The 24996-nt window shown below is 36.0% G+C and carries 30 protein-coding genes and 1 pseudogene; 18 read left to right on the top strand and 13 right to left on the bottom strand.

The features are described 5' to 3' along the window. Nucleotides 1–66 precede the first annotated feature (66 nt). Together B3P16_RS08515 and B3P16_RS08510 are read right to left on the bottom strand one after the other, a co-directional pair. The gene (locus B3P16_RS08515) at nt 67–876 is read right to left on the bottom strand and encodes a helix-turn-helix domain-containing protein (protein ID WP_286753972.1); all 810 of its coding nucleotides are present in this window, start codon (nt 874–876) and stop codon (nt 67–69) included. After that, nucleotides 877–1848: an aldo/keto reductase gene (locus B3P16_RS08510; protein WP_286842403.1), complete on the bottom strand. Its 972-nt coding sequence runs from the start codon at nt 1846–1848 to the stop codon at nt 877–879. It abuts the gene before it with no gap. Between the two features lie 264 nt (nt 1849–2112). On the opposite strand from B3P16_RS08510, the gene B3P16_RS08505 reads away from it, so the two are divergent. From B3P16_RS08505 to B3P16_RS08475, 7 genes are all read left to right on the top strand, one after another. Beyond that, nucleotides 2113–2460 carry a hypothetical protein gene (locus B3P16_RS08505; RefSeq protein WP_286753974.1) on the top strand — a complete coding sequence of 116 codons (348 nt, stop codon included), beginning with the start codon at nt 2113–2115 and terminating at the stop codon, nt 2458–2460. Between the two features lie 632 nt (nt 2461–3092). Then, on the top strand, nt 3093–4148 hold the full coding sequence (locus tag B3P16_RS08500; RefSeq protein ID WP_286842401.1) for a serine hydrolase domain-containing protein: 1056 nt from the start codon (nt 3093–3095) through the stop codon (nt 4146–4148). A gap of 8 nt (nt 4149–4156) precedes the next feature. Beyond that, entirely contained in the window at nt 4157–5044 is an 888-nt protein-coding gene (gene bla / locus B3P16_RS08495) for a class A beta-lactamase, subclass A2 (protein WP_286753976.1), read from the top strand. Between the two features lie 961 nt (nt 5045–6005). Continuing rightward, nucleotides 6006–7013, top strand: coding sequence for an alpha/beta hydrolase family protein (locus tag B3P16_RS08490; protein WP_286842399.1), 1008 nt, complete (start codon nt 6006–6008; stop codon nt 7011–7013). Between the two features lie 132 nt (nt 7014–7145). Further along, nucleotides 7146–7910 (top strand): helix-turn-helix domain-containing protein, encoded by a 765-nt coding sequence (locus B3P16_RS08485; protein WP_286753978.1) that lies wholly within the window; start codon nt 7146–7148, stop codon nt 7908–7910. A gap of 26 nt (nt 7911–7936) precedes the next feature. Next, nucleotides 7937–8311, top strand: coding sequence for a VOC family protein (locus tag B3P16_RS08480; RefSeq protein WP_286753979.1), 375 nt, complete (start codon nt 7937–7939; stop codon nt 8309–8311). 97 nt (nt 8312–8408) lie between these two features. Continuing rightward, the gene (locus tag B3P16_RS08475; protein WP_286753980.1) at nt 8409–8639 is read left to right on the top strand and encodes a hypothetical protein; all 231 of its coding nucleotides are present in this window, start codon (nt 8409–8411) and stop codon (nt 8637–8639) included. A gap of 206 nt (nt 8640–8845) precedes the next feature. On the opposite strand, the gene B3P16_RS08470 is transcribed toward B3P16_RS08475, so the two are convergent. The 11 genes from B3P16_RS08470 to B3P16_RS08420 form a co-directional block, all read right to left on the bottom strand. Further along, nucleotides 8846–9253, bottom strand: a complete 408-nt coding sequence (locus B3P16_RS08470) for a GNAT family N-acetyltransferase (protein WP_286753981.1) — start codon at nt 9251–9253, stop codon at nt 8846–8848. Between the two features lie 85 nt (nt 9254–9338). Next, a complete protein-coding gene (locus tag B3P16_RS08465; protein WP_286753982.1) occupies nt 9339–9596 on the bottom strand; it encodes a DUF7660 family protein in 258 nt (85 codons plus the stop codon). A gap of 300 nt (nt 9597–9896) precedes the next feature. Further along, nucleotides 9897–10361: a GyrI-like domain-containing protein gene (locus B3P16_RS08460; RefSeq protein ID WP_286753983.1), complete on the bottom strand. Its 465-nt coding sequence runs from the start codon at nt 10359–10361 to the stop codon at nt 9897–9899. A gap of 7 nt (nt 10362–10368) precedes the next feature. Then, the gene (locus tag B3P16_RS08455) at nt 10369–10842 is read right to left on the bottom strand and encodes a YdeI/OmpD-associated family protein (protein ID WP_286753984.1); all 474 of its coding nucleotides are present in this window, start codon (nt 10840–10842) and stop codon (nt 10369–10371) included. 3 nt (nt 10843–10845) lie between these two features. Further along, nucleotides 10846–11475, bottom strand: coding sequence for a hypothetical protein (locus B3P16_RS08450; protein WP_286753985.1), 630 nt, complete (start codon nt 11473–11475; stop codon nt 10846–10848). A gap of 69 nt (nt 11476–11544) precedes the next feature. Next, nucleotides 11545–12252 (bottom strand): helix-turn-helix transcriptional regulator, encoded by a 708-nt coding sequence (locus B3P16_RS08445; RefSeq protein WP_286753986.1) that lies wholly within the window; start codon nt 12250–12252, stop codon nt 11545–11547. A gap of 501 nt (nt 12253–12753) precedes the next feature. Continuing rightward, nucleotides 12754–13083, bottom strand: coding sequence for a hypothetical protein (locus B3P16_RS08440; RefSeq protein ID WP_286753987.1), 330 nt, complete (start codon nt 13081–13083; stop codon nt 12754–12756). A gap of 44 nt (nt 13084–13127) precedes the next feature. Next, on the bottom strand, nt 13128–13658 hold the full coding sequence (locus B3P16_RS08435; RefSeq protein ID WP_286753988.1) for a hypothetical protein: 531 nt from the start codon (nt 13656–13658) through the stop codon (nt 13128–13130). Between the two features lie 304 nt (nt 13659–13962). After that, a complete protein-coding gene (locus B3P16_RS08430) occupies nt 13963–14523 on the bottom strand; it encodes a hypothetical protein (RefSeq protein WP_286842395.1) in 561 nt (186 codons plus the stop codon). A gap of 236 nt (nt 14524–14759) precedes the next feature. Then, nucleotides 14760–15506 carry a metallophosphoesterase gene (locus tag B3P16_RS08425; protein ID WP_286753990.1) on the bottom strand — a complete coding sequence of 249 codons (747 nt, stop codon included), beginning with the start codon at nt 15504–15506 and terminating at the stop codon, nt 14760–14762. Beyond that, a complete protein-coding gene (locus B3P16_RS08420) occupies nt 15503–15928 on the bottom strand; it encodes an energy transducer TonB (protein ID WP_286769837.1) in 426 nt (141 codons plus the stop codon). The genes B3P16_RS08425 and B3P16_RS08420 overlap by 4 nt, the downstream gene beginning before the upstream one ends. Nucleotides 15929–16021: 93 nt before the next feature. Here B3P16_RS08420 and B3P16_RS08415 point away from each other — a divergent pair, with 93 nt between their 5' ends. The 11 genes and pseudogenes from B3P16_RS08415 (at nt 16022) to B3P16_RS08370 (ending at nt 24977) form a co-directional block, all read left to right on the top strand. Beyond that, nucleotides 16022–16417: a DUF6896 domain-containing protein gene (locus B3P16_RS08415; RefSeq protein ID WP_286753992.1), complete on the top strand. Its 396-nt coding sequence runs from the start codon at nt 16022–16024 to the stop codon at nt 16415–16417. Nucleotides 16418–16816: 399 nt separating this feature from the next. Then, the gene (locus B3P16_RS08410; protein WP_286753993.1) at nt 16817–17164 is read left to right on the top strand and encodes a hypothetical protein; all 348 of its coding nucleotides are present in this window, start codon (nt 16817–16819) and stop codon (nt 17162–17164) included. Nucleotides 17165–17560: 396 nt separating this feature from the next. Beyond that, nucleotides 17561–17887, top strand: coding sequence for a hypothetical protein (locus B3P16_RS08405; RefSeq protein WP_286753994.1), 327 nt, complete (start codon nt 17561–17563; stop codon nt 17885–17887). A 41-nt stretch (nt 17888–17928) separates the two neighbouring features. After that, nucleotides 17929–18582, top strand: a complete 654-nt coding sequence (locus tag B3P16_RS08400; protein ID WP_286753995.1) for a hypothetical protein — start codon at nt 17929–17931, stop codon at nt 18580–18582. Nucleotides 18583–18727: 145 nt separating this feature from the next. Then, nucleotides 18728–18901 (top strand): annotated as a pseudogene (locus tag B3P16_RS24325) (hypothetical protein); the annotation flags it as partial. 38 nt (nt 18902–18939) lie between these two features. Next, on the top strand, nt 18940–19071 hold the full coding sequence (locus B3P16_RS08395; protein WP_286753996.1) for a hypothetical protein: 132 nt from the start codon (nt 18940–18942) through the stop codon (nt 19069–19071). A 391-nt stretch (nt 19072–19462) separates the two neighbouring features. After that, a complete protein-coding gene (locus B3P16_RS08390) occupies nt 19463–19771 on the top strand; it encodes a hypothetical protein (protein ID WP_286753997.1) in 309 nt (102 codons plus the stop codon). Nucleotides 19772–19846: 75 nt separating this feature from the next. Continuing rightward, nucleotides 19847–20602 carry a GLPGLI family protein gene (locus B3P16_RS08385; protein WP_075993086.1) on the top strand — a complete coding sequence of 252 codons (756 nt, stop codon included), beginning with the start codon at nt 19847–19849 and terminating at the stop codon, nt 20600–20602. 6 nt (nt 20603–20608) lie between these two features. Next, nucleotides 20609–23278 carry a carboxypeptidase-like regulatory domain-containing protein gene (locus tag B3P16_RS08380; RefSeq protein ID WP_286753998.1) on the top strand — a complete coding sequence of 890 codons (2670 nt, stop codon included), beginning with the start codon at nt 20609–20611 and terminating at the stop codon, nt 23276–23278. A 303-nt stretch (nt 23279–23581) separates the two neighbouring features. Next, nucleotides 23582–24502 (top strand): tetratricopeptide repeat protein, encoded by a 921-nt coding sequence (locus tag B3P16_RS08375; RefSeq protein WP_286753999.1) that lies wholly within the window; start codon nt 23582–23584, stop codon nt 24500–24502. 16 nt (nt 24503–24518) lie between these two features. After that, the gene (locus B3P16_RS08370; protein ID WP_286754000.1) at nt 24519–24977 is read left to right on the top strand and encodes a hypothetical protein; all 459 of its coding nucleotides are present in this window, start codon (nt 24519–24521) and stop codon (nt 24975–24977) included. The last annotated feature ends 19 nt before the right edge of the window (nt 24978–24996 follow it).

Below are 24996 nucleotides of genomic sequence, written 5' to 3'. Positions count from 1 at the left end.
GACAAAATATGGGCAATAGGTGGTAGGTTTTTAAGAGTTAAAAATTCAATTAAAAGGGTGGGAATCCTATTCACCTAAAGTCGGCGCTTCGCCAAATTTCTTCTTAAAGGCGGAAGAAAAATGGGACAGGTTCTCGAAACCAAGATCGAGATAGATAGCTGATGGTTTTTTGTTTTTTCTTTTAATTAAATGCCATGCTTCATTCAGCCTTTTATCCTGTAACCACTTACGTGGCGGCATACCGAAGGTTTTCTGAAAATCTCTTTTATATCCTGAAAGGCTCCTCCCTGTGAGTTGTGCAAACTTTTCAATAGGGACATTGAAATGAAAATTGCTCAGCATAAATTTTTCTAGATCCATCTTATAAGATGCTGAGAAGTCAAACAAAAAGTTACGCAGTGCCGGGATAGCTATCAGTATTAACTTGATTCCCTCTTTCACCTTTAAAAGGCCCATCTCGTCAGTCATTTCATGACCAGCGCTTCGCGCGTAGGGAATGACCGACTGGAAATAACCTTTGATAAACGCATTATTGGGAAGGCATATATTCGGAAGTCCGGTGTATTTACCCTGAGCTTCCATCTTTTCCTCTAGTGCTATCTGGCGCATCAGATCTTCTTGCAGTGATATTACGATAGTTTCATAGTGGCCATTTGGCCCGGGAGTTTTAGTCAAGGTTCCAAGCTGATTCTTGTGAATTAGCAATACTTCCCCGGCAGATATATTTACATGCTGCTCAGCGGTTTCGAGAACCATTTGGCCCGAAACCTGTAATACCAGGGTATGATGGTTCCAGACGCATGCTTTCTCTTTCTTTAGAGAAGAAAGGTAAGAATAGAATATCACGCCGGGAAGTATTTCTGCTGGACTTTCCATTTATCTTTGTAAGTAAGTACCGCCTTTGATAGCACCTATTGCAAATGTAGTGTTTAAAATATTCATCTCCTCTGGCGTAAATACAATTTCCATCGCAGTGATATTTTCGGGTAGTCTTGATCTGCGGCTCATACTCACCAATGGCATGATATTGTCGCCTTGTTCTTTTACCCACGCAATCGCAAGTTGTGTAGGGCTGACATTCTTACGTAAAGCAATTTCTTTTAATACTTCTACTTTTTCAAGAATATGGATTAAGTTATTACCCTGAAAACGGGAAAAGTGATTTCGATGGTCATCCGCAGGAATTGGAGGTTGCAGGTCACCTGTTAAGAGTCCTTCGGCCGTATTGGCAAATGCCACGACACCAATCCCTAATTCTTTAGCTGCAGGCAACAGCTCATTTTCGATCTGACGGTCAGCCAAAGAATAACCGATTTCCAGTGCACTGATGGGATAAACGCTATTGGCTTTACGGAGCTGATGGGCGGTTATTTCCGATACGCCTATATGGTGTACTTTTCCTTCAGCTACGAGGTCTGCAATCGTTCCAATGATGTCTTCTATTGGCACACTGCTATCCATTCTACAGGGTTGATATAAGTCGATAGTTTCAATGCCCAGACGGGTCAACGAATAGTTGATAAAATTCTTGATCGCTACAGGACGGAGATCCAAGCCAATCCATTGGCCGTTGTGAAAAATAGCACCGAATTTGACACTGATGAAGGCATCATCCCGTCTACCCTTAATTGCTTTGCCAATAAGCATTTCGTTGTGGCCTGCACCATAAAAATCTCCCGTATTCAGGAAGTTTATCCCGCTGTCCAAAGCTTGATGGATTGTTGCAATACATTCGGTTTCGTCGGGAGTTGGGCCACCCCATATTGATGACATCCGCATACATCCCAGACCAAGCTTTGAAACCGTGGGGCCGTTTTGACCCAATTGAATTTTGGTGATTTCTGACATTTGACGAATTTAATTTTATTATACAAAGGTCTTGATTTAATTACCATTTTGCTTTCTTCTACGGTTCAATTTACTTGTCTTTACGGTTCATCTATTCGGGAATTAAATGGTCATTGGTAAGTTTCAAACGGCTGGTCGCATAAATGTTTGCCGTTTAGTTTTGCTTTCTTGGCTGCCGTTGGTATCTTAGTGGTTCTTCAGGAAAAATTACAGCTGTAGGAAAGGGATATAGTCCTGCTAAAGATGATAAATCTGGAATAACTTATGGAAAATAGTCTAAGTATAATTGAAAAATACGAGTTACTGGTTTCTACATTAAACATGATACTTGTTCCACTCAAAGAACCGGGTGTTTTATATGAAGAAAAAGTTCGAAAAAATTTAGAAGAGCTTGAAGGAGACTATTATTCATTTTTGAATCAAACTTTTATTGAAGATTTACACCAGTCTAATGTTGTTTCCAAAGATGGTGTTGTTTTATTGATGAATATACGGTCCGCAATTGAGCATTTGGATCATTTTAAATGGAATGTTGAGGACTTTCTAACTGATAATAATTGGCATGAAATAAGAAATTTTGTTGTTAATGTATTTTTATCGGAATTGAAATAGTCGAGGTAGATTGTGGGAAAATCAAAGTGGCCCAATCGGGTTTGTGAGATTGGTTTTTTTGCTGTTTATTGTGCATAGCTTCATGAAAGGGTGAGCGCGCTTTATTGACGGCGGAATGGTTTGATAATTCGTACTTTATTTCTTAGATCCAAATCCTGGAATTGCGAGATATATCACAATAGGATTAATTACAGCGACTACTGTTGTTTTTTCCTTTTATTATGCAATGGATAAATCTAATAACAGAAGTGCTTAGTCGAAGAAAGGGCACAACCTATCCGACCTGGCAGCACTGATCGGCACCAATGAACGCTACATGTCCTATATACTGAAAAAGTATACTGGTACGGATTTTACCACTACCTGCAACATGCACGCATCGGTTACCAGATTGAATACGTGGAGCGCGAGTTGTAAAAGGAGTGTCCCCGTCGGAGTATTTCCAAAAGATAAGAAATTGACATTAAGTTTTATGTTAATTTAATTTTGCTCAGGTATTCCATTTTTTATTTGTTTCTTTATTTGGTGGTAGCGCTTGAGTTGGTTTTACGGATACAAAATCTGCATCAAACCTAAATTCCTAAGCCCAATAACCGTAAAAATTAAGAGGACTAGTTCAGAACATCAATACAATGACACAAATTTTCAAATTAACATTTCTTGCGTTGGGATTTCTTTTGACAAGTTGTACTTCTTCGGCACAGCAAAAAGATGATTACCCGACAAGGATAGATAGTTTACTAAACGCTACAAATCCGAGAGCATTTAATGGTGCTGTTCACATTCAACAAAACGGAAAAACGAAATATGCAAAAGCGCATGGATTTGCTGACTTTAACAAACAGACGCCGTTGAAAATCGATGATAAATTTTCGACAATGTCCATAGCTAAACAATTTACAGCTGCCCTGATTTTACAGGAAGTCGAAAAAGGAACAATTGATTTGCAAGCCCCAATCCGAAAGTATTTGCCTGATTTTAAATATTCCTGGGCAGATACCGTTACGGTTCATCACTTGCTGAACAATACATCGGGGTTGTACAGCGAAAGCATGGACAAACCCTTGAAATTTAAGCCAGGCACGGCTTTTAGCTATTCAAACGTTGGGTATTATGTTGCAGGATTGGTTTTGGAAAAACAAAGTGGTAAAAGTTTTGAAACTTTAATTACAGCCTTATTCAAAAAATGTAAAATGGCTAATAGTTATTATCCCAATAAAAAAAATAGCCAGCTTTTGGTAAAAGGACACACCATAAAAAAAGACGGAACTTTTCGATTAAATGTAAAGTCAGATTTCGATAGTACAAATTATTTCGGAAGTCATCTGATAGTTACTGCACCCGATCTGGCAAAATGGAACGAATGTCTACATAGCGGAAAAGTGCTAAAACCTGCGACTTATAACATGATGACCCATTATGTAATTACCAACCAACATCAGGTTTTTAGCGAAAAGCCAATTGGATATGGTTATGGCTTGCGCATAAATGATAAAGCGGATATTTACGAAATTGGGCATACAGGTTTCCATCCGAGTGAAGGTTTTACGGCCGTTAATTTATATTATCCGAAAACTAAAACCAGCGTAGTTGTAATGGAAAATACAGGCAATGAAAACTTTGATATCGCTTACTATTTTGTGCAGGAAGTGAGAAAGATTGTGAAAGAAAGTAACCTTTTAAACTAAATTTCTTCATGAAAAAACTTTCATTATTTTTCTGTATTTTCTTGTTTTCAATTCAGTCTTTTGCACAGCAAAGTAATAGCCTCCGCAAAGAACTTCATCAAATCATTGCAACAAAGAATGCAACAGTCGGTATTTCAATGAAGGGAATTGGAACCAAAGACACATTAAGCATTAATGGACATTTAAATGCACCATTAATGAGCGTGTTTAAATTTCATATTGCTTTGGCGACCTTGAACTTGGTTGATCAGGGTAAACTTTCTTTATCACAGAAATTTTTCATTAAAAAAGAAGATCTGCATGCAGATACCTGGAGCCCAATTCGGGAAGAATTTCCGAACGGAAATATGGATTTAACTTTGGACCAACTATTACAATATACTGTTTCGCACAGCGATAACAATGGCTGTGATATTCTTCTAGACCTGATTGGAGGTCCAGAGACCGTCCAAAAGTTTATCCATAAACAAGGAATAAAGGATTTTACCATAAAAGTCAATGAACAAGAAATGCGAACTTGGGAGAATCTTTATGTTAACACAACAACGCCATTAGCGTCCACCGAATTATTGGAGAAATTTTATGCAGGGCAGGTTCTTAAAAAGAACACCACAAAATACCTCTATCAACTCATGGTTGAATGCTCGAGAGGCCTTACCTGGATGAAAGCAGGGCTTCCCAAAGGAACAGAATTAGCACACAGAACTGGAATTTCAGATAGAAATGAGCATGGTTTAAGAGCAGCGATGAACGATGTAGGCATTTTTAAACTTCCCAATGGAAATCACGTCGTTCTTTCTGTTTACTTAAAAGATATCACCGAAGAACGAGAGGTCACTGAAAAAATTATTGCCGACATAACAAAAGCTATCTGGAATTACTACACGGAAAAATAGAAACTATAGGTCGCCCCTGTTAACTAAACCTACGGATTGATTATTTGTCTCTTGGCTGTAAATGATACCGTGAAACAATATTGGCATTAAAGCAATTATTACTGATTTTTTCATAGTTGAAATATTTTTCTTTATAAATAGTGCAAGTATTCTACTATTATGATTGAATTGGCTGCGTACATTTCTTTCCTTTATATCCCATTTCATAATCTGCCATTATAGTGGTTCTTTCATTAAGGATAGGAAATACTGTTCAATATCACAACATAGAGCAATAAAAGAGAATAGTGTTTTGACAATACGTCATTGCAGGAATTAAGGATAAATTGGTCATCAAAAATTTAATGGTCTATTAAATAAATATAATAAATATTATCAATTTTAATAGGTAAAATTATGTTAGATAAAGCTTTTTTACCTAATAGCCGCTATAAGTAGTGATCAACAGATTTTATAATAGGGCCGCTACGTTGACGGTCAGCTGGCAGTTTGGCGGATTACGTGCCCCAAAGGAGAAAGAAAATCATTTTTCTGATCAATCGGATGACAAATCACCAAGAAGGAGAAGAATGTAAAATGATCAATATCAAATTTTTGAAATGAAAAATATTAACGATAATTAATTTAGGTTATCACGAAATGTATGCGAGTACTTTTCGTGATCAGAAAATCAATGTGACCACTCTTCCATGCTTTTAAAAAAAACATTTTTTCTGTTAATCTTAGGCGCTTTGGATTGAAGCTTACTCAAGAAGGGTTGGATCAATTTTTTAGCCAGTATCAACTAGCAGCTTAGTCTATGTCTGAGCTGCTATCTAAAATAGGATAATGGAGAGAAAACTGATTTTATGGTTAAAGATAACCATTGATCTAATAACGGTACTGATCGTAAATTTGTCTGTTGATAGGAGGCTTGGTCTCTATTCTCATTGATAATAACCTAAGTTTATTGGTATCAAATATGAATATCCCATTTAGTCTTATTTTGTTAAGTCTGTTTTTAATGATTTATTATACACCGGTCAACAACGTTGGCGAACGGAAAATTGCCTATTCTGATTATATACGAGGGCGTCCTTTAAGTGCGCAGCTCTGGTATCCGACCGAGGACAGCAATGTTAAGGATACAGAACGGCCATTTGTTTTACCACCTACAGCAAAAAATGCGGAATTTATACAAAATAAACATCCATTGATCGTGTTGTCTCATGGCACTGGAGGCAACAGATTTAGCTTATCCTGGCTGGCGATTGAATTGGCGAAAAATGGATATTTTGTTGTTGCTCCAGATCATTGGGGCAACACGCTGGATAATAAAATCCCTGAAAACTTTGTACGTTATTGGGATAGACCGCTAGATATTCATTTCCTGATTTCATCATTACTTGACGACACACGGTTTAATAGCTACATAGACAGCAGTAGGATTGCCGGTATAGGATTTTCATTGGGGGGATATACTACTTTGGCGCTTGCCGGGGTCAAATTAGATTGCGATACGCTCAAGAAAAACGCATCGTTAGCCGAAAATCGAAAACAATTTGTTGTTCCTGAATTAGGTGACCTCCAGGAATTAATGCAAAAAATATCTTGCGAACAGGTGCCGCTAAATTTAAGAGATAGTCGCGTTAAAGCCAGTGTAGCCTTGTCTCCAGCCCTTGGGCTCGGCCTTCCCAAAGTGAAGCAAACCAATACATCTCCAGTTTTGATCATTGGCGCGGTTGACGATTCGATTGCTCCTCTTAAAACTAACGCAATACGATACCATGAAGTAATCGAAAATTCAAAATACAGCGTACTTCAAGGTAAAGTGGGGCATTACATTTTCTTGAATGAAGGGAAGCTTAAATTGATTAATGAAGAACCTGTTTATTATCGAGACCATAATGCCATGGACAGAAAATCAATACATCAAAAATTGGTAACGGAAATACTGGCTTTTCTGTCGGAGCATTTAAAATACAAGTGAAGATAGCTACGCAGATGCAAACCGCCGACGGCCAATCCACTGCTTTTTGCGATGAGATTATGTTAAGAAGAGTGAACAGAGAATTATTTAAAATGATACATTTGTAAATATCAATTTTAGAGCTGCTTAACGATGAATCTTCAAAATAATCAATTAGAATATATTTCACTTAAGCCGTGGCAACCACTTGAACACATCGTAGAGAGTATCTGGATGGTAATAAATCATTCTGATGAGAATAAAGAAGGAATTATCGTTCCAGACGGCAAAATAGACTTATTTCTTCTGACAGATGAAAAAGGAGCCTTTGAGATTTTTATTTGTGGAGTCTGTACAGAAGCTGTTATAAAGCCACCATTTCCGAAATCTCGGATGTTCGCCATTAGCTTTTATCCAATTGCTGCGGAATATATTTTTAATCACTCTTTTTCGGATTTAAAAAATACGAAAAAAACGTTGCCAGATGATTATTGGGGATTTTCAAAAGATGACCTCATTGACTTCGAGTGTTTTTATCAAAAGGCCTGTTATACTATTTCTTCTAAATATAAAAAACAAATGGATGGAATGAAACAGAAGTTGTTTGAGTTTATCAGTAAATCTAGAGGAGAAATTACGGTAAATGAACTGGCAGGTAAAATATTTTGGAGTAGCAGGCAGATTAACCGTTATTTCCAGCATTGGTTTGGGCTTACACTAAAATCATATGTTAACATTGTACGTTTTTCAAATTCATTGAAACAGCTGAAAGAAGGGAACTTCTATCCAGAACTGAACTATGGCGACCAATCTCACTTTATCCGTGAAGTAAAAAAATACGCCGGAGTAACGCCAACTATTTTAAACAAAAATGAAAATGACCGATTTATCCAATTGAACCTGATTCCTGATGCATAATTTTGTATTAAATAACAGAAAATAAAATGCATCTAAATCACATTAATCTAGTCGTAAAAGAGGTAGATAAAGCCGTAGACTTATTTACCCAAAATTTGGGTTTTAATTTAATAATAAACAGAAACGGCAAAATGGCCGTGCTTGAAAGTAGCAATAATTTTGCTTTGGTCCTTTGGGGGCAGCAATTGAACAACGAAGAAAGTAGACCTAAGTATCCAGCGAATTTCCATATTGGATTTTATCAAAAAGATGAGAAAGCTGTTCACGAGGTATATCAGAAATTAATAAACGACAGCGGTTTGAAATTTCAAAGCGCACCAAAGAAAATAAGGGATTCATTTGGATTCTATTTTTATTTTGAAAATCTGATGATTGAAATCAGTGTAACTCCTTTTAAATGAGATTAAAGTTGAGATTATATAGAGAGGTTAGATTTGCTATCAATTTGGTCTTATCTTTGAGATAGGAGAGATAGGTAAATTAAAGGAGGAGGAACTCATGTCATATGAAGCAAGTTTAAAACATAATCGTGATGCGGAGAGCGTATTTAATTCGGCCAAGAAATCAGGAGAAGCTTTAGGTCACGCTAAAGGCCTAGCAGAAGGTCTGGCAGAAGGGGAACGCAAAAAAGCTCTTGAGACTGCCAAAGCATTTAAGGAAATGGGATTACCAATAGCTGATATTGCTAAAGGCACAGGACTTTCAGTCGAAGAGGTCGAAAAACTCTAAGTTTTTGGAAGTGTAAAGTAAACTGTGTCAAAGGTCGGGGAAGCAAGTCCGGCCTTTATATTTCTCTCTGATAGGTAATCTTTTCTATTCGATTATTAATTTACTATCTAACCAAGTATCTATTTTTAGGAGCTCATTGAACTGGCTCTAAGCTTTTAACCATTGAATCTATCATGGGTTTTGTAGGAGATAACCTTAACTTTCTCTCAGTGATCATTACCTTTATAGATCCACATAGGCTCTGTTTGACCTGCCCGTTCAAAGCCATTCTTTTTATAAAAGTCGATAGCTTTACCGTCAGCAGTAAGCATCTGCATATGAAAGCCCCTATAAATCTCTTGCATTTTATCCATAATCAAACGCCCAACCCCTCTGCCTTGATAGGAGGGTAGTACGAGTAGATGTGGATAATATACCACGAGATAACCATCGGAAATGGCATTCCCTAGGCCTACTAATGTGGGACCGTCCCATGCCGTAACTAAGGAATGCGAATTCAAGAGTGCTTTCATCAGTAGTTCTGGTTTTTCGGCTGCACTCCATTTATTAGCTTGGTATAGTTGCAGAACGTCGTTTGCGTTTAAATCTCTATTGACACTTAGCTGTATGTTCATATATTATTCTGTAGTTTTCGTTAGTATATTTAGGCGAATGTTCTTCGTTGGTAAATATACAAATATGTGAAAGGAGCGTTTACTATTACTCGTAAACTTTCGCTCCTTTGAAAATATCAGCAAACGTTGACCACGCAGCTTTTTCAGCATCTACATTTGCGTCTGTATTATCATAATACCCTTGGATGTCTTCTGCGTATGATGCCAAAGCCTCCAGAAAGTCGGGCAAAGTTTTGTTTTCCCAAGTTTCAGGGTGATGGAGCAAATCCCGGCGCAACAAATCAAGAAATTTGATGAAGCTATGTTTGTCGTTTACTTTCAATTCATATAATTGATCATCCATGTACTTTTACTTAATTGATTGAAATTATTTTTACAAGTTTAATGAATAAATGTCCTTTTTTGTCACTGTGAAAAGTAGTATGATCAATGTAACAAAGAAAAGATGTCCCATTAATATATTTGTGTTTTTATGAATAACCATCCATGATTCAAATCCGGTAGGTGATTGTACTTTACTTAAATTATTTATAATTCTTGGCAATGTATCCAAAGTTTCCAGATCAAGCCAATCTTAAAACTTTGTATTCAATCACTTTTTGGCCTTTATCCGAAATAAATAGTAATAGCTTGTTTTACGCAATTATTTGATTGACAGATAAGTTTCTACCTCAGCGTTATCTCCGTCGTAATATTTCTTTCCGTGGATTGTAAAATCAGCTTTGTAAGCACGTCTTGAATTCAAGTCTTGGTCTGCCCATATTTCTAACCAGGTTTCTACAACCGCTTGAGGCATTTTGCCCTTAGAAACAAATTTTTCGTAGTTGTCCGCTTCAATAATTATTCCTACAAAACCTTCGGGACAATTCTCTAATGAATCAACGGACATTCCTATAATCGTTGTGTAAAAGCCTTTGAAATCAGATTCATAGTTCGTGTAAACGGCGTATATTTCGTCACTGGTTTTATTGGGGATTTTATTCTGAATATCTTCAGTCCAGAATCTTTCCCAAAGTGCTTCGATGTCTTCTGAAGCTTGACCATTTTGATTAGTCGTTCTCACAGAAATTCCTGCGATATAAAATTTTTGAATCGTTATATTTTCCATTTTTACGCTATTTAATTTTGTTAACAATTTCATCAATTGTTTTTGCAATTCGGTTCACTCTCGTCTGGTCTGTTTTTGCCGAATAGATACAGTTGAGAATCGTAATTTTTTTTCTTTCAGAATACGCTAAAAATGCTTCATAAACACCTTCAACTTCTTTTAGACAAAGAATTAATTCCTCTGGGATTTCAATTGGATTCACGTCTTCATACAATATTATGTGAACATAATCGCCTTCCTGTTTTTTGATTTTTTTACGGATTTCAGATTTTATTGGAAGAAAAAGAAGACCATTTCCCATTGATTGCAGATTATAGTTTCGGATTTTGCAACCGTCAATCGTTCCGTTAACTCTTACCAAGCCAAAAGGGGAGTTGTTGTTTGGAGCGACTTCAGGTATTCTGGCAAAGGTCCATCCCCCTTTTCCCTGAAATTTTTCAAGAAGATATAACTTGTCAACAAGTGGAATTTGTTTTGTCATTCTTTATGCAATTAAGTGCCAAAAATTTAATTCCATATTTTCTTTATCAGCAAGATTTAATAATTCCAGACCATAAAGATTCTCAAAATAACCGAAACAGGTCTGCTTTGTTTTTGCGAGAGTTTTACCAAAGGTTACTTCTGAAAATTTGTTTTCAACTAATTTTCCGATAAAATGCGCTTGAGTATTTTCAAAAGCACTTAAATATTCATTTTCAATATTCTCGGAAACTGACGATAATTTATCTGAATTATTAATATCATTCAAAGAAAATGTTCCTTTCTCGATGCAGGAAAAATGCGTCGGAATCTCAAAATTGTCTTTTTGTATGTCGTGATATTCGATTTTTACGGTTCTCCTATCAACCATTTCGAAAAAACGTTGAACTTCCGGTTGATGAGCTAGATTTTTACCCAAATCTTTTAAAGCTTCGATAGAATCCGCAAAAAGAACATTTGCATATTCATTTTCATAATTCCTGACCAGGCAATGAAAAAGGATATCTTCTTGTTGAGCCAAGACCGTTTCAAATTTTAACACAGCAAACAAAAGCTCATCATCGGTGATATTTTCTCTTTTTCTAAAACTCGTAAATTCCATAGCTTTTGCTGGACCAGTGTTGAGTAGAATCATATTTTTTTCAGTTTTAAATTTATACTGATGCAAAAATAGATCAGGCTAAAGACAGCCTTATGTCAAGGGTCACAAACATTTTTTCTCAATTAGGGCAATATATTCTTCGAAAGTAATTTTGTGCGGTACAAATGTTTGATTCTGAACCGATAAGCTTTCGATACGATCTAGGCGAAAAGCCCTGTAGTCGTTTCTGAGTCTGCAAAGCGCAATTAACAGCCAATTTTCTTTTGTGGTGTAAATGGCAAAAGGTTCCACCATTCTTTCTGTAGTTTGATGATTTTCGGGAGAATAATATTTAATCTTCACCAAATTATAGTTTGTCAAAGCTAACTGCAGAATTGATAAATTGTTACTTGTACGGACTCTTTCAGTATTTTGTCCGGATAAAATTCTGCTCGACAACAGATTGGCTTTATTTTTTGTATTATTTCTTAAAACCGCTTTTATTTTGTTAACCGCATCAGTGTAGTCTTTTACAAACGAAGCATCTTTATTTTTCAGAATCAATTGTTCTGCTGTTATCAGCGCATTGGCTTCACTTTCCGTAAACATCACAGGTGGTATTTTGTAACCATCCATCAACGCATAACCTTTCCCTTCTTCCGTAAGAATGGGCACTCCGGCATCTTCCAATGCGCGTATGTCACGATAAATTGTTCTTTTACTCACTGAAAATCTATCAGCTAGTTCAGAAGCTGTTATTAAATGTTTAGTTTGTAAGCGGGTCAAGATTGCGGTCAATCGTGAAAGTCGTTTAGTATCACTGTTGCTCATTTTTTATCTGATTGTGATATTACCAAGGTCACTAATAATCCCAATTATAATTAACGGTGCCTCAATTGTATAGCGGAAAATTAAAACAAAACGTTGAATACGGTTCAAATCTACAAAAAACGAACAAACACAAGAGCAACTTCACTATGTTCATTAGGAGCACCTTTAAATCCAATATCTCCCATTAATATATTTTTGTTTTTTATGAATAACCATCCATGATTCAAATCTGGTAGGCGATTGTACTTTATTTAAATTATTTATAATTCTTGCCAATGTATCCAGGGAATTTGTTCGTTTTTAATAATACTGACTTAGCTTTTAAAGAAGCGAGACATCTTCATGTAAACGTCTGTGTTTTACCGGTCCCAGGAGGGCCCTCGATAATACTGAGTAGGTTGGCAAAGGCATTATTTAAAGCTTCTTTTTGACTGGGATTGAATCCAAAAGGAAAGATTTCAACAGGGGCGAGGAGATCACAATTTTTGGGTTGTATTTCATTCAGATAATTGGATAGGATGGCATATTCTGGGATAAATGATATTCTATAAAGCTATCTTCAAGAATGTTTTTTCCATCTTCAGAATTAAGCCCTACAGCATCGGCAATCGCTTTTAGATAGTTGAAAGTGGTAGCCGCTTTTTTGCTCTGAAAAGCAGATTTGATGATCTGAACTTTATCCTTGTTGTAGGTGTATTGTTTATTACTGCTTTTAAATGCCACAATACGTTTCTCGCTCACAAAAGAATAGGACTGGATATCTTTGGTTTTGTCCTTTCCATCGATGTAGATGGTTTCTTTCTGCCGAAATGAACTGTTGGCATTTAACATGTTGGAAAACTATTCTTTTAGATAAGATATTAAAAACTTTCCATTTAGTAATTTGATTTTTCAAAATCAAATATGACCTTTCTTATGACAGGTTGTAAGGATTCAATCCAATTGTTGATATCTGTTTCGTCAAAATATACAAACCAGATATCACTAGAATTTTTGTAGATGTTTTCAACTTTCTCAAACTTTTTCTTGTACCAAAGCTGTATATTTTCATCCATGCCAAAAATATAATGGTTATTAGGTGGCAAACGCAGTTTGTCTTTAACTTTATTTTCGAGCTCAGTTACTCTGGCTAGATCGTCCACTGTTAAAAAAAATGGGATTCTTTCCCTGAAAATAGAAGGAGAGCCGATGTCATTGTTCTTGCTAATCTGTACTTCAACGACAAATTTAGAACCAGCATAAGCATCAAAACCACCTTGGGCACATTGGAACCAAATAACTAAATAGTGATCTTTTAATTGTTTGTAAAATCCCAGCATGCCACTTTTAGTCTTTTTAAACCCTGCACCTTTTAATTCGGGAAAGATAATTTTATTGATTATTCGATATACTTCCGTTGATTTCATTTTGCTTAATAGAGTTTTCTAAATATTTAGCTCTAATTTAAATAAATTAGTCAATATTAACATCAGTAGTCCAATCAATGCTGGCCAGAATATGGAGAATATCTTTCTATTTCTCTGCGCCTGTAGGTACCCTGCATAAATAAGTGCTGCAACTTGAAATCCAAAGATAATCAGGTTAAAATTTTAACTCCCCGTAAAATACCTCAGCCAATCTCCGTCTATTAATACTACATAAAATGTCAAAGCCATAAAACTGAGACGTACAAATAGTGTAGCGTTAATTCTCTTCATTATCTATATTACGTTAGTGGAATATCAATGTCTTTATCGATTTAAGAAGATCCTGTTCTGTTTGCGCTTTCAGGTTTGAACCATGAAGGTTAAATCGGACTTTTGAAGAGTCTCCCCATAGGTTGCCGATATACACTCCGGTGGTTCCTTTTCCAGATATTCTCGGAAATACGATTTTCGCTCTTCTATTATCGATAGTATCCCAGGACACATTTTGTTTTCTGTACAGATCGGCGTCGAGATCCAGATCCAGTATCGGCATATCTTTTACAATAATATAGTCCGAAGAGTCCATTGCACTTTCCTCCATCATCTGTCTGGTAATGACTTCTATGTTATGCTCTGTCAAACTATTGGAATACATGCCCAGATCGAAGTAAAGCGTATCGTTGTTGTCTACAGCAATTGCGCCGACATAACTGTCTATTCCGTTTTGTTTGACCTGCTGCCATTTATAGGGAACTTCAAGCGTAAATAGACCAAAATCCATTGTCTTTGTGCGAGATGGATCCTTGCAACCGGTAACTAGGATAGTAAGGGCAGAAATGTGGAATAGTTTTATGAACTGTTTCATACTATGGCTTATACGTTGAATTTACAAAATTAGGCTGGACTATCCGTCTATGGCTAGTATTTTTTATTCTTAAAGCGCAAACCGGTGGAGTGGAAGCACCACGGTGTCATGGTAAAAAATCCTTCATCGTTTCAACGTCGTTTTTCGTTATGAATGTATATATCCGATATGGAAATTGAATAGCTTTTCCCTGCCATAGGACTTCGATTTGTTCCATTCTCATTGTTGTTTTTTGTTCATATCTCTATGACGAGGTTCTTATTAAATCCATTATACAGTTCATTGATATAGCCGTGTGGATTGCATATAATTTCGGTGTTACCGATTTTATAGTTTACAGGAGTATGTATATGGCCATGGATCCAGTAGGAGGGCTGATGCTTTATTATCAAGTCTTCCATATCTGAGACATAGGCGGCGCTGATCGGATCGTCTAAATACTTCATGGACAAGGATCGAATGCTCGGAGCATGATGCGTCACTACGATGTTGTGTTTCGCTTCGCTGACACTAAGACTTTCCGTCAGCCATTGTCTGGAAGTTTGGTGGATTCTAAACGTAACGATACTTCTTAATTTGGCATAATTGTCACCTAATCTGATCTTCTTATAATCATTCATACGGCTTTGGCATAACGATCCATATTCGGCAGGATTGCCCTTTAAGGAAAAATCGGTCCAGAGTGTGCAGCCATGGAAACAAACGTGGTCGATCTCCAAAGATTCATTTTCCAGCACATGGATATTTGAATTGCTTGCAGCGTCCTTGATTTTATATAGTGTTTTCGGATAGGCTCCTTTGTAATACTCATGATTACCCAGCACATAAATGATCGGTATATCCAATGAAAGTGATTTGAGCCAGCTGATCCCTTTTACTCCTAGATCCGTATCTCCAGCCAATATAAGTACATCTGCTAAATTCAGATCGAAATCATTGTATCCAAATTCTCTATGCAGGTCGCTAACGATGTGGATTTTCATCTTTGTCTTTTTGCCTCAGATTTTAATTTTAAATCACCTTCACTGAATGATAGGGGGTATGTATAGCCGGATTTTACAGCACGTCCATTTTGGTATCCCGGTTTCCAAGGACTGGATTTTTTGATCAATTCAATTAGTGTTTCAGCTGTTTGATAACCGATATCTTTGGTTATCTGAAAATTACTGAGCCGTCCATCTTTCTCAATCGTAAAATTGATCATCAGTTTGCCGTTTACTTTGGCTTTCTTGGCTGCAGTTGGTATCTTATAATTTTTAACAATCCAATTTTTAAATCCGTTTGTACCATAAGGTGGCTCAGGAAATATTTCAATCATGTGAGGAGGAATATCCGCGATTGAGTCATCCAAAACAAGGGACTGACCGACAGACTGCGATAAGATGCTTATTGATACAATAAACATAAATGATAACTTACGAATCCAAGAAATTCTCATCGTATTAATATATATAACTAAGCGACTAATTTACGTATCTATTTTGTATCTTAATACAACATGAATAATCTAATTATACGGAAGGTTTTGAATGACTATGTTGCTTTCATTAACGACTTCAAATATCAGTTCTCTCCAAATATTGATGAATTTGAACAAAAAAGCAGTCGAAATCGCTCTGGACAAATTGGTGGATTCAATTACCAGTTTCATGGTGCGGGCTGCCGTTTAGAGAAAGATGGTGTAGTATGTGAATTTGATTTTATGCCTATCAATGCATATTCCATAAAGTTCAGCCTATGGAAAATGCGTGAATTTATTTTGACCAATAAAGCATATGGAATAGTTAAATTGGAGGAGTCTGAATTACATGAGATGCTACATACACTGGTTGAAGATGGCACTCTTGTCAAATTGGTATTGGGCGGCGTGGTTTGGGAAGTATATCAGGTCTGATGCAAATTCTTATTTTTCCTCGTATTTGAAGATCGACATGAGCCATTAGAAATTGATCTTTTTATTTTTTTAAATTAACAGGTGTTTGTTGAGAAAGTAACAGAATATAAGTAAATCGTTGAAATGGGGAAGATAGTTTTTTCTCAGATTGTTCAACATATTTATTCATGAACAAATTTGCGACATATCTTGGAGGCCAGGTCATAACAGACCGCGTAACCTCCTTTGTCTAAAGCTTCTTTGATTATTTGAATTATAATGGGCAAAGTCACAAATGGAGGTGAGAATTTATAGGGAATGGGTAAAGATATTATAAAATAAATAGTGGTTCCTCAGGAAAAACTAAAGTTGTAGGAGAGGGATATAGGCCTGCTAAAGATGATAAATCTCGGATAATTTATGGAAAATAGTCTAAATATAATTGAAAAATACGAGTTACTGGTATCTACATTAAACATGATACTTGTTCCACTCAAAGAACCAGGTGTTTTATATGAAGAAAAAGTTCGAAGAAGCTTAGAAGAGCTTGAAGGAGACTATCATTCATTTTTAAATCAAACTTTTATTGAAGAATTACACCAGTCTAATGTTATTTCCAGCAATGGTGTTGTTTTATTAATGAAGATACGGTCTGCTATTGAGGATTTGGATCAGTTTAGATGGAATGTTGAGGACTTTCTAACAGATAATAATTGGTATGAAATAAGAAATTTTGTTGTTAAAGTATTTTTATCAGAATTGAAATAGTAAAGGTAGCTTGTGGAAAAATAAAAGTGGCCCAATCCAGGTTTATGAGATTGGGCTTTTGTTGTTTAAGTCTTTCGAGATAAAAGGCCCAAATAGATATTATATGTACGATAACGTGGAGATTTCGATACTGCAGACCATCCGAATTCGAAAATTCATGACCATTCAATTCGGAAAATTTTGACCATTAAAATATTATGCTGAGAAGTTTAAAATCCATTTTTGCTTATTTTATGGTTCCTATTTATAGTGGTCAATTTGCGTCGGAATTGCATGGCCCTGATGTCCGAAATCTACAGTATGCTCATTATTTAATCTGCAGTTGTTTTTGTTATCTTCAATTCTTTGCCAGGTGTTTTAAGATTGTTTAAATTTAACATAAAATAGCAGCGTTAGATGAAGCTTTTAGAATTAATTGATTTTTTTAGGGATGGTGGTTCGTTCAAAGAATTCTGCCATCTGCAGTCATTGCATGAGCAATCCGAAGTGATTGAGGTTTTTATGGAGATCCCATTGGATATTCATAATGAATTGCGATATTTTGAAATCGAGAAAACTGGAGGTAGTATAGAATATTCAGATAATGGAATAAATTACCATAATTTATTTGATTTTTATTATTTCTTAGACGCCATTGAAGAGGCAAATAATGGTCAAAACAGATCACTTTCTAATGAAGAACTGGCAGAATTACTCTATAATTATGCGATTCATGATGCATAGGGAAATAACTATCTCTCACTTTTAAGTAAATAGTAGACCTAATGAATTTAAGTGAAATTAGTCTGAGAGCGAAATTTGTTCAAGGTGAAAATTTTAAAGAATTTAATGAAGAATGTTGGAGCATTGCGGAAATGTATTGGTCATTTCTTCGTGAATATAATACTGATGGTGTCAGGAAATGTGTGATTTCGGTTGGAGATGATCCTTCAGAAGTGGATAAAATAACATCATATCAGGGCTTCCGCGAAGTTTATAAGCAAATAAATTTTGACCAGTATTTTGAAATGAGTGCATGTGAAAAGAAGTTTTTACAGCTTGATTTGATTCATTCCGGAATGACCAATATTGCTGAATTGGAAAAGTGGGATACTGAACCATTATTGAAAGCATATAAATATTGTCTTGACAACGATTTGAATTATAAATTCTTTATAAATAGTAAATACAAAATCTCACCAAATCGTCAATGGAAATTAGGACTTTGGTGCGAATGGGAGATTAACTGTTTTAGGTTATTTTGGGTTTTATTTGACAAGGCTAGTCGTGAAATCAATCGAGACTTGATAACAGAAGACGAGCCTAGCGGTGGTGAAATAGTTTATTATTTAGACTATAAATGGGATGACAATAATTATATCACCATTCGTAATAAATCGAGACAAAATATGGAAATGTGGAAAATTAAAATTTTATAATAAAGCAATTCTTCCTCCATGTGAATTTTTACCTTTGGTTGGGTATAGTTCTTTGAGAAAGGCAGTTTGCAGCTTCCACAGAATCTGGCGGAGTAGGGAAAGTCGTGATAACCAATACGAGTAAGGAGCGAGCTATGTAGATTTCCTTGGAGGTCGCTCGACCAGCAATGAAAAGGAGGTACGGGAAATGTATAAACATGTTACAGAAACGCTCAAGCAGCATTTACATGCAATTAGTGCTGATGCTATTATTGGGTTAAATGAAGATATTGGCGAATTTTCAGAAAAAGTGAGTCATATGCTAGGTCATGAAGTATAAAATTTAGAATAACCAATCCTTACAAAGACAACCAAGTTATGAAGATACAATTGACAATGATTGTCTTGCTGACAACATTAATATTGACCAGCTTTGGACAAAATAATGATCATAAATCTGTGGATCATTCGGTGGATACCACTTTTGTAAAATCATTGGAAGAAAGGTAATTAGGGGAAAGCAAGTATTCTATTTCTTTACCCACAGATTATGCTATGAATGAAACCAATGGAGGAGATTTTTCCGTTTTACATCAATCAATTAACTTCCTTTTACGGAAACAGAGGTAATGGTGTAAAAGAAAATAGCTTCAAATATATTGTTGGGTACACCTTTTTTTAGGGTAAAATTTATGTCGTTTCATGTTGATTATCTTTTTTTTATTGTTGTAATTCGGTGATTTATAAAGTGATATATTATTTGTATGTAAATAATAGTATTCAGGTGACATTAATTAATTCAGACAATCTTTTATTTACTACACATTTGTGTAAATTTCAAAAAACCATATTATAGATGTGATTTTTATAAATATATTCGATATTATATTAAATATAAATTATGAAAAAAAGTATTTTAAAGATGATGCTACTAGGTGGCGTAATCTTTGGGTTTAATCATGCTCAAGCATCAACCATCGCTGAAGAAGCTCCTATCAAACATGAAAATGTATTGGTTGAAGAAACCTCTACCAAACAAGAAAATACGATGGTTGAAGCTCAAGATCCGAGGGTAATTTGCGTTATACAAGTACTAATTCGAGGGAGTCAGATGGTTGGGGCATATCCACAAGATGTATTGGATGACATTTTGCAGATTGAAATGGAAAAGTGTGCAGATGGTACACACTCTTCATTGCCGCAGACATAATGTCATTATTAATTTGGTAAATTTATATTTCATAAATATGGCTGGATTTATCCAGCCATTTTAATAATTTTAAGAATGAGATTACACAGAACTCTACTTCCTTTTTTTTTATTATTTTTTATTTTAAAAAGCCAAGGTCAGGGAACTTCCGGCTATGCATATTATTCAGTAATAAAAAGCGCCGATAGTTCACTTAACACGCCAGAGGAGCTTTGGATATTGAGCGCCCATTCTTTTGTCCCGAAAATCGCTTCCATGATGACTTTTAAACTTGAATTTACAGCAAGCAGGTCCTTATTTACCAGAGTCAAAAGTAAAGAAATTGACAAGTTGGCCAAGGCAGATGTAAGGAGTACTGAGACTTTAATAGGATATAGGGATTCTACATGGCAGGATACAGCGTATTGCTATAATTTTGATCGGGATATGAAAAACCCGCTTGATAAAAAGGGTTTAATGCTAAAAACAAATAATAATTTTGATTGGAAAATTAGCGCTGAAACTAAGCAGATAGGTGAATTCATCTGTTATAAAGCAACGGGAAATAGGGAAACAAGCTATATCGAGGAAGGAGTTACTAAGATAAAGAAAAGGCTCGTTATAGCTTGGTTTTGCCCTGATATTCCGGTATCCTTTGGTCCTATATACACACGGAATCTTCCAGGACTGATCTTTGAATTTCAAGAAGGTGGAACTCTTTATGGATTGAAGGAATTGAATTTTGCAAGTAAACCTGAGATTGCACCATTACCGAATAAAGAAATTATTACTAAAGAAGAGTGGCGTACTAGATTATATGAAAAAGCCAAAGATTTGAATATTCCCTACTAATAGCGCGTGAAGTTTAGATTTATACTATTATTTATTCTCTTATTTGTTCTTCCCCCTAGTTTACCGGCGCAACAAAGCTTGCTAATTAAAGGTCTTGTTGTTGACGAGAGTGACAAACCGTTGGAGAACGCAAGTATCGTGATCAAGCGTATTCCTTCTTCCGGAAGTGCTCCCTTATTTCAGAAAAGTGATCAGCAGGGCCATTTTCAGTTTGAATTTCCGAACGTAGGAAAAATTGAGCTCACAATCTCCAGGTTAGGTTATCAGAAAGTTGTTGATACCTTAGATAATCAGTCAGCAGAACGGAAAATCAAATACAAATTATTAAAATCTGTCCAGAAACTTGATGAAGTAAAGATTGACTACCGATACCGCGCGGTGGAAATTGCCAAAGATACCATCCGTTTTTCTGCCGATTACTTCAGGGACAGTACCGACCGAAAATTACAGGATCTTATTGAAAAGATGCCTGGCTTTTCTATCGAAGATGGAAAAGTGCGTTTTCAGGGAAAGCAGGTCAATGTAACCTTAGTGGAAAATGAACGCTTTTTTGGTGGCGGCAGTAAGCTCGCTATCGAGAATATTCCCGCTAATGCAGTAGACAAGGTTGAGATGATCAGTAGATTTTCCCAAAACGACCTGCTGAAAAACGTGCAGGTAAATGATCAGCTTGCCATGAACGTCAAACTGAAAGAGAATAAGAAGAATTTCATCTTTGGAGATCTTGAATCTTCATTGGGAAGCGAAAAATCTTACAAGGAACACGCCGCTCTATTTTATTACTCACCGGCAAAAACTATGTCTTTTATTGGGGATATCAATAATATCGGTACTTCACCGGTATCCAAGGAAGATATCGATCGCGTGCAGGGCGCCGAGTTGCAGTATTTTTCAAATTCAGTTCCCAAGGATGGTCTGACGGGTTACAATCGTGACAATCGAAATGTGATAAAAAACATCAATAAATTCGCCGCATTCAACGGTTTTCAAAAGGGGCTAAAGAAGAAATTGAACGTAAATCTCTATGGCGTATATTCCGAAAACAGACTGGGCACCATGTTAGAAGGCACTAATCATTATTCTTTTCCCGACCTTCGGTATACAGAACAAACCAATATGCGTTCTTCGCAGGTTAATAGGCAGGCGTCTTTCAATATTTCGAGCAATTTTAAGCCAAGTCCATATTTTAGCTTGGATTATAAGCTGGGTACATTCTGGACAATGCCCAAGCAGCAGGTACATACTAACAATGTCATTGACAGATTTGGAGTAGACAACAATAGTATACAAATCCAGGATGGACATTCTGTTGTTTTAAAACAATACCTGGAAGGTAGCTGGAAGCATTCTTTGCGAAGTTACAGCTCATTTGCTTTCCAGCATCAGTATACCTCGGAGAGAGACAATTTTTCCCTTTCTTCGGACAGCCTTTTCCTGCGTGGTTTTATACGTTTTGATTCTATGGCGAACTATAGTATAGTGAGACCTGTGGAGCGGAAGAAGCATCTTTTCAATGGGTCTTATAAATACTATTGGGTCATCAATCAAAACCAGCAACTTCACCTGGAAGTCAACTCCCAAAATGAATTATTACGGCAGAATGGGCAGTCAGTTGGAGCCCAGGATACAACCGGGGCACAGTTATTTGATCACGGACAATATTATCGAAACAGCAGCAATTATTTGGGTGGGAGCTATCGGTTGGACTTTGATAAGTTAAAAATATTATTTTCTTTAAAGCAGTATTACTTATATTTAATCAACCAGACTCCAACAAACTATAATCGTCATGGGCAATGGTTTCTACAACCGGAGGTGGATCTAAAATATGGGAAAAGTGCATTGGATGGATTTCGCCTTAATTACCGAAGAGGTTATACTTTTGCGACAGCAATGGACCTTAATCCGTCTTATTGGATCACAGGTTACAATAGTTTGTCTCGGGGAAATATCCTGCTGGAGGGACAGACATTCCATAAACTTACTTTTACCTATAACAATTTTAGACTTACAGACTTTCGGGTAATCCATTTTAACAGTACATTGACTTTGAAAGATAAGATCAAAGGGAACAGCCTTTTGACTTCTTCCTATGAGCAGTTGAAGACAGTGCAGCTGTTTGACCGACCCGATCTCAATTTCACCAATATCGGGGGCTATAGCATAAGATACGGTAGGTTTGAACCGGGTGTATATCTGTCCTATATCCATATGAGGTTAGCACAAGGTATCGATAACAGCGAGATTTATCTACGGCAGAATACGGTTTCGACGGACCTTTCCTTAAGGTGGTTTATACCAAAGCTGGCTGATGTAAAAATAGCCTGGACAAGAACAGATAGCTGGCAAAAGAGTTTGGCAGATAATCAAAAGGTCGCGCTCAATAAATGGAGCATTACCGGGAAATATCAGCTGAAGAATTTTGTATTTAAGACAGACTGGAGTCTCTTGAAGACAGGGCTGGGTGATAGCAGTGCTGATCCTACTAATATAAATGGAAATTTTGAATTGCGTTACCAGAAAGTAAAATCTCCATTCAGTTATTATATTCAAGGGCTAAACGTGTTAAAAAATACAAGTTACCGCACTGCGGTACTGACAGAATACGTCAGTTCCGAAAAAATTATCTATACGATGCCCCGCATTTTTTTATTGGGTTTATCATATAGCCTATAATATCTTACGGTTTCCCCTAACCAATCCTACTTTCAAACCAATACCTTCGCATTACAGTTTGTATAATCTTGAAAGTTAATAGCTGTAGACCTATTAATTCAGCATAAATAATGTATATTAGGCTCGGGTATTAACCTTGCCCGATTGAAAAGTATAATGCCATAATAGTAACTAATAACAGTAGCATTTATGTTGATTTTAATAGTTATAAAGATGATCACTATATCAATCAAAAAAATTGAAGGATATATCAGATTGCTAAGCGAACAGCTTTATTAGTCGATTTAAAAACTGACACCACGAATGAGAAATAAGATATTGACACTATTACTTTTATTAACAACCTTAATATCCTACGGACAAAAGAAAATGGAACAGACATTCTTCACCTGGGACAATTTTGTTGGCGGATTTGACAAAGAAATGATTTCTGTCGAAGACGTTTTTAATAGTATGGTAAAGAGTGGTCTTAAAGACAACTGCTTAACAAAAATGGACTTTACTTTTATCTCCGATAAAAGTGAGAACTTACAAAAGCTTGGAGAATTTATCAAGGTACACTATCCATACACTGTTCAAGAAGTTAAGAAATACGGAAAATTGTGGGAACTAAACGGAGAGACAAATGAATTTCCAATGACAGCCGACAACTTACTTTTTTGGGGTTTGGATATGTATAAAAGAGGTTTTGAATTTGACGCGAAACTTGATGCTTACGGTGGACCCTTTGATCCAAAGGAACAGAAATTTCCAGTAATTGACTCAACAAAGGCGGACTATTATTTTGACAAAGGTTTAGCATGTTATAACAATGGAGATTTAAGCGGAGCAATATTTAATTGGAGCTTAACAATCCAAATTGACCCCAAAGACCCAAATGCTTACTATTCAAGAGCCATCGTAAAAAACGAGCTATACACTTGGAAATTGGCACTTAAAGACTACGACAAAGCAATAGAAATTGCACCAAAATTTGCGAGTGCTTTAATAAATCGTGGTGGACTTAAAGACGAAAATGGAGATTATAAAGGTGCAATCGCTGACTATGAAACAGTTTTGCAACTTGACAAACTGGAGCAGGAAGCAAAACAACAGGCATATTTTAATTTAGGCAACACTTATTTCAATATAAAAGACAAAGAGAGAGCTTGCGAAAATTGGAATAAAGCATTGGACAACGGAGCAGAATATGCGAAAGAACGAATTAATGAATACTGCAAATAGAAAAACCGCTCACAAAATGAAATTTAAGTTTTTATTTTTATCTATACTTACAATCGTCTTAAATAGCTGTGGTTTTGACATGTCTAGTGAATGGGATATTGCTGAATTATATGTACAAAAAATAGAGGGGTCGTCTAAATTACTTTATAAATATGATGCTTGGGGGGGAAGAGATTCTCATGTATCTGGTTTTGTAATTATCGATTCCACACAATCTTTTAAAATTGATTTAGATAACACTCTTCCTATGTATAATCTTTCAGAAATTCCAAGCAAAAATAAAATCTCTGGTATAATACACGAATGTAAAAATGATTGTGGTGACGAGTATTATAAAACAAAACCAAATTATTTACCACTTAGAATAGATAAATTAAAATCTGAAGGAATAGCTATTGAAAATATTGTATTTCAATATCGTGGTTTAAGCGAAAGAGATAGAGGATTAAGAGGCGATTTTGTTTTCGAAAAGTGAGACTGTAACGTAAACTGTG

Source organism: Sphingobacterium sp. UBA7631 (assembly GCF_002483935.1).
Taxonomy (GTDB): domain Bacteria; phylum Bacteroidota; class Bacteroidia; order Sphingobacteriales; family Sphingobacteriaceae; genus Sphingobacterium; species Sphingobacterium multivorum.
Note: the sequence above shows the minus strand (reverse complement) of the source record. Positions and strands in the feature narration are given on the sequence as shown.

Coding starts and splice junctions, on each gene's coding strand:
- B3P16_RS08415 (WP_286753992.1), top strand. CDS start 16,022: ATGAATAATCTAATTATACGGAAGGTTTTGAATGACTATGTTGCTTTC.
- B3P16_RS08475 (WP_286753980.1), top strand. CDS start 8,409: ATGTCATATGAAGCAAGTTTAAAACATAATCGTGATGCGGAGAGCGTA.
- B3P16_RS08420 (WP_286769837.1), bottom strand. CDS start 15,928: ATGTTTATTGTATCAATAAGCATCTTATCGCAGTCTGTCGGTCAGTCC.
- B3P16_RS08485 (WP_286753978.1), top strand. CDS start 7,146: ATGAATCTTCAAAATAATCAATTAGAATATATTTCACTTAAGCCGTGG.
- B3P16_RS08425 (WP_286753990.1), bottom strand. CDS start 15,506: ATGAAAATCCACATCGTTAGCGACCTGCATAGAGAATTTGGATACAAT.
- bla (WP_286753976.1), top strand. CDS start 4,157: ATGAAAAAACTTTCATTATTTTTCTGTATTTTCTTGTTTTCAATTCAG.
- B3P16_RS08395 (WP_286753996.1), top strand. CDS start 18,940: ATGAAGATACAATTGACAATGATTGTCTTGCTGACAACATTAATATTG.
- B3P16_RS08440 (WP_286753987.1), bottom strand. CDS start 13,083: ATGTTAAATGCCAACAGTTCATTTCGGCAGAAAGAAACCATCTACATC.
- B3P16_RS08490 (WP_286842399.1), top strand. CDS start 6,006: ATGAATATCCCATTTAGTCTTATTTTGTTAAGTCTGTTTTTAATGATT.
- B3P16_RS08370 (WP_286754000.1), top strand. CDS start 24,519: ATGAAATTTAAGTTTTTATTTTTATCTATACTTACAATCGTCTTAAAT.
- B3P16_RS08500 (WP_286842401.1), top strand. CDS start 3,093: ATGACACAAATTTTCAAATTAACATTTCTTGCGTTGGGATTTCTTTTG.
- B3P16_RS08430 (WP_286842395.1), bottom strand. CDS start 14,523: ATGAAACAGTTCATAAAACTATTCCACATTTCTGCCCTTACTATCCTA.
- B3P16_RS08465 (WP_286753982.1), bottom strand. CDS start 9,596: ATGGATGATCAATTATATGAATTGAAAGTAAACGACAAACATAGCTTC.
- B3P16_RS08510 (WP_286842403.1), bottom strand. CDS start 1,848: ATGTCAGAAATCACCAAAATTCAATTGGGTCAAAACGGCCCCACGGTT.
- B3P16_RS08470 (WP_286753981.1), bottom strand. CDS start 9,253: ATGAACATACAGCTAAGTGTCAATAGAGATTTAAACGCAAACGACGTT.
- B3P16_RS08460 (WP_286753983.1), bottom strand. CDS start 10,361: ATGGAAAATATAACGATTCAAAAATTTTATATCGCAGGAATTTCTGTG.
- B3P16_RS08390 (WP_286753997.1), top strand. CDS start 19,463: ATGAAAAAAAGTATTTTAAAGATGATGCTACTAGGTGGCGTAATCTTT.
- B3P16_RS08375 (WP_286753999.1), top strand. CDS start 23,582: ATGAGAAATAAGATATTGACACTATTACTTTTATTAACAACCTTAATA.
- B3P16_RS08480 (WP_286753979.1), top strand. CDS start 7,937: ATGCATCTAAATCACATTAATCTAGTCGTAAAAGAGGTAGATAAAGCC.
- B3P16_RS08400 (WP_286753995.1), top strand. CDS start 17,929: ATGAATTTAAGTGAAATTAGTCTGAGAGCGAAATTTGTTCAAGGTGAA.
- B3P16_RS08445 (WP_286753986.1), bottom strand. CDS start 12,252: ATGAGCAACAGTGATACTAAACGACTTTCACGATTGACCGCAATCTTG.
- B3P16_RS08450 (WP_286753985.1), bottom strand. CDS start 11,475: ATGATTCTACTCAACACTGGTCCAGCAAAAGCTATGGAATTTACGAGT.
- B3P16_RS08385 (WP_075993086.1), top strand. CDS start 19,847: ATGAGATTACACAGAACTCTACTTCCTTTTTTTTTATTATTTTTTATT.
- B3P16_RS08435 (WP_286753988.1), bottom strand. CDS start 13,658: ATGAAATCAACGGAAGTATATCGAATAATCAATAAAATTATCTTTCCC.
- B3P16_RS08515 (WP_286753972.1), bottom strand. CDS start 876: ATGGAAAGTCCAGCAGAAATACTTCCCGGCGTGATATTCTATTCTTAC.
- B3P16_RS08505 (WP_286753974.1), top strand. CDS start 2,113: ATGGAAAATAGTCTAAGTATAATTGAAAAATACGAGTTACTGGTTTCT.
- B3P16_RS08455 (WP_286753984.1), bottom strand. CDS start 10,842: ATGACAAAACAAATTCCACTTGTTGACAAGTTATATCTTCTTGAAAAA.
- B3P16_RS08405 (WP_286753994.1), top strand. CDS start 17,561: ATGAAGCTTTTAGAATTAATTGATTTTTTTAGGGATGGTGGTTCGTTC.
- B3P16_RS08410 (WP_286753993.1), top strand. CDS start 16,817: ATGGAAAATAGTCTAAATATAATTGAAAAATACGAGTTACTGGTATCT.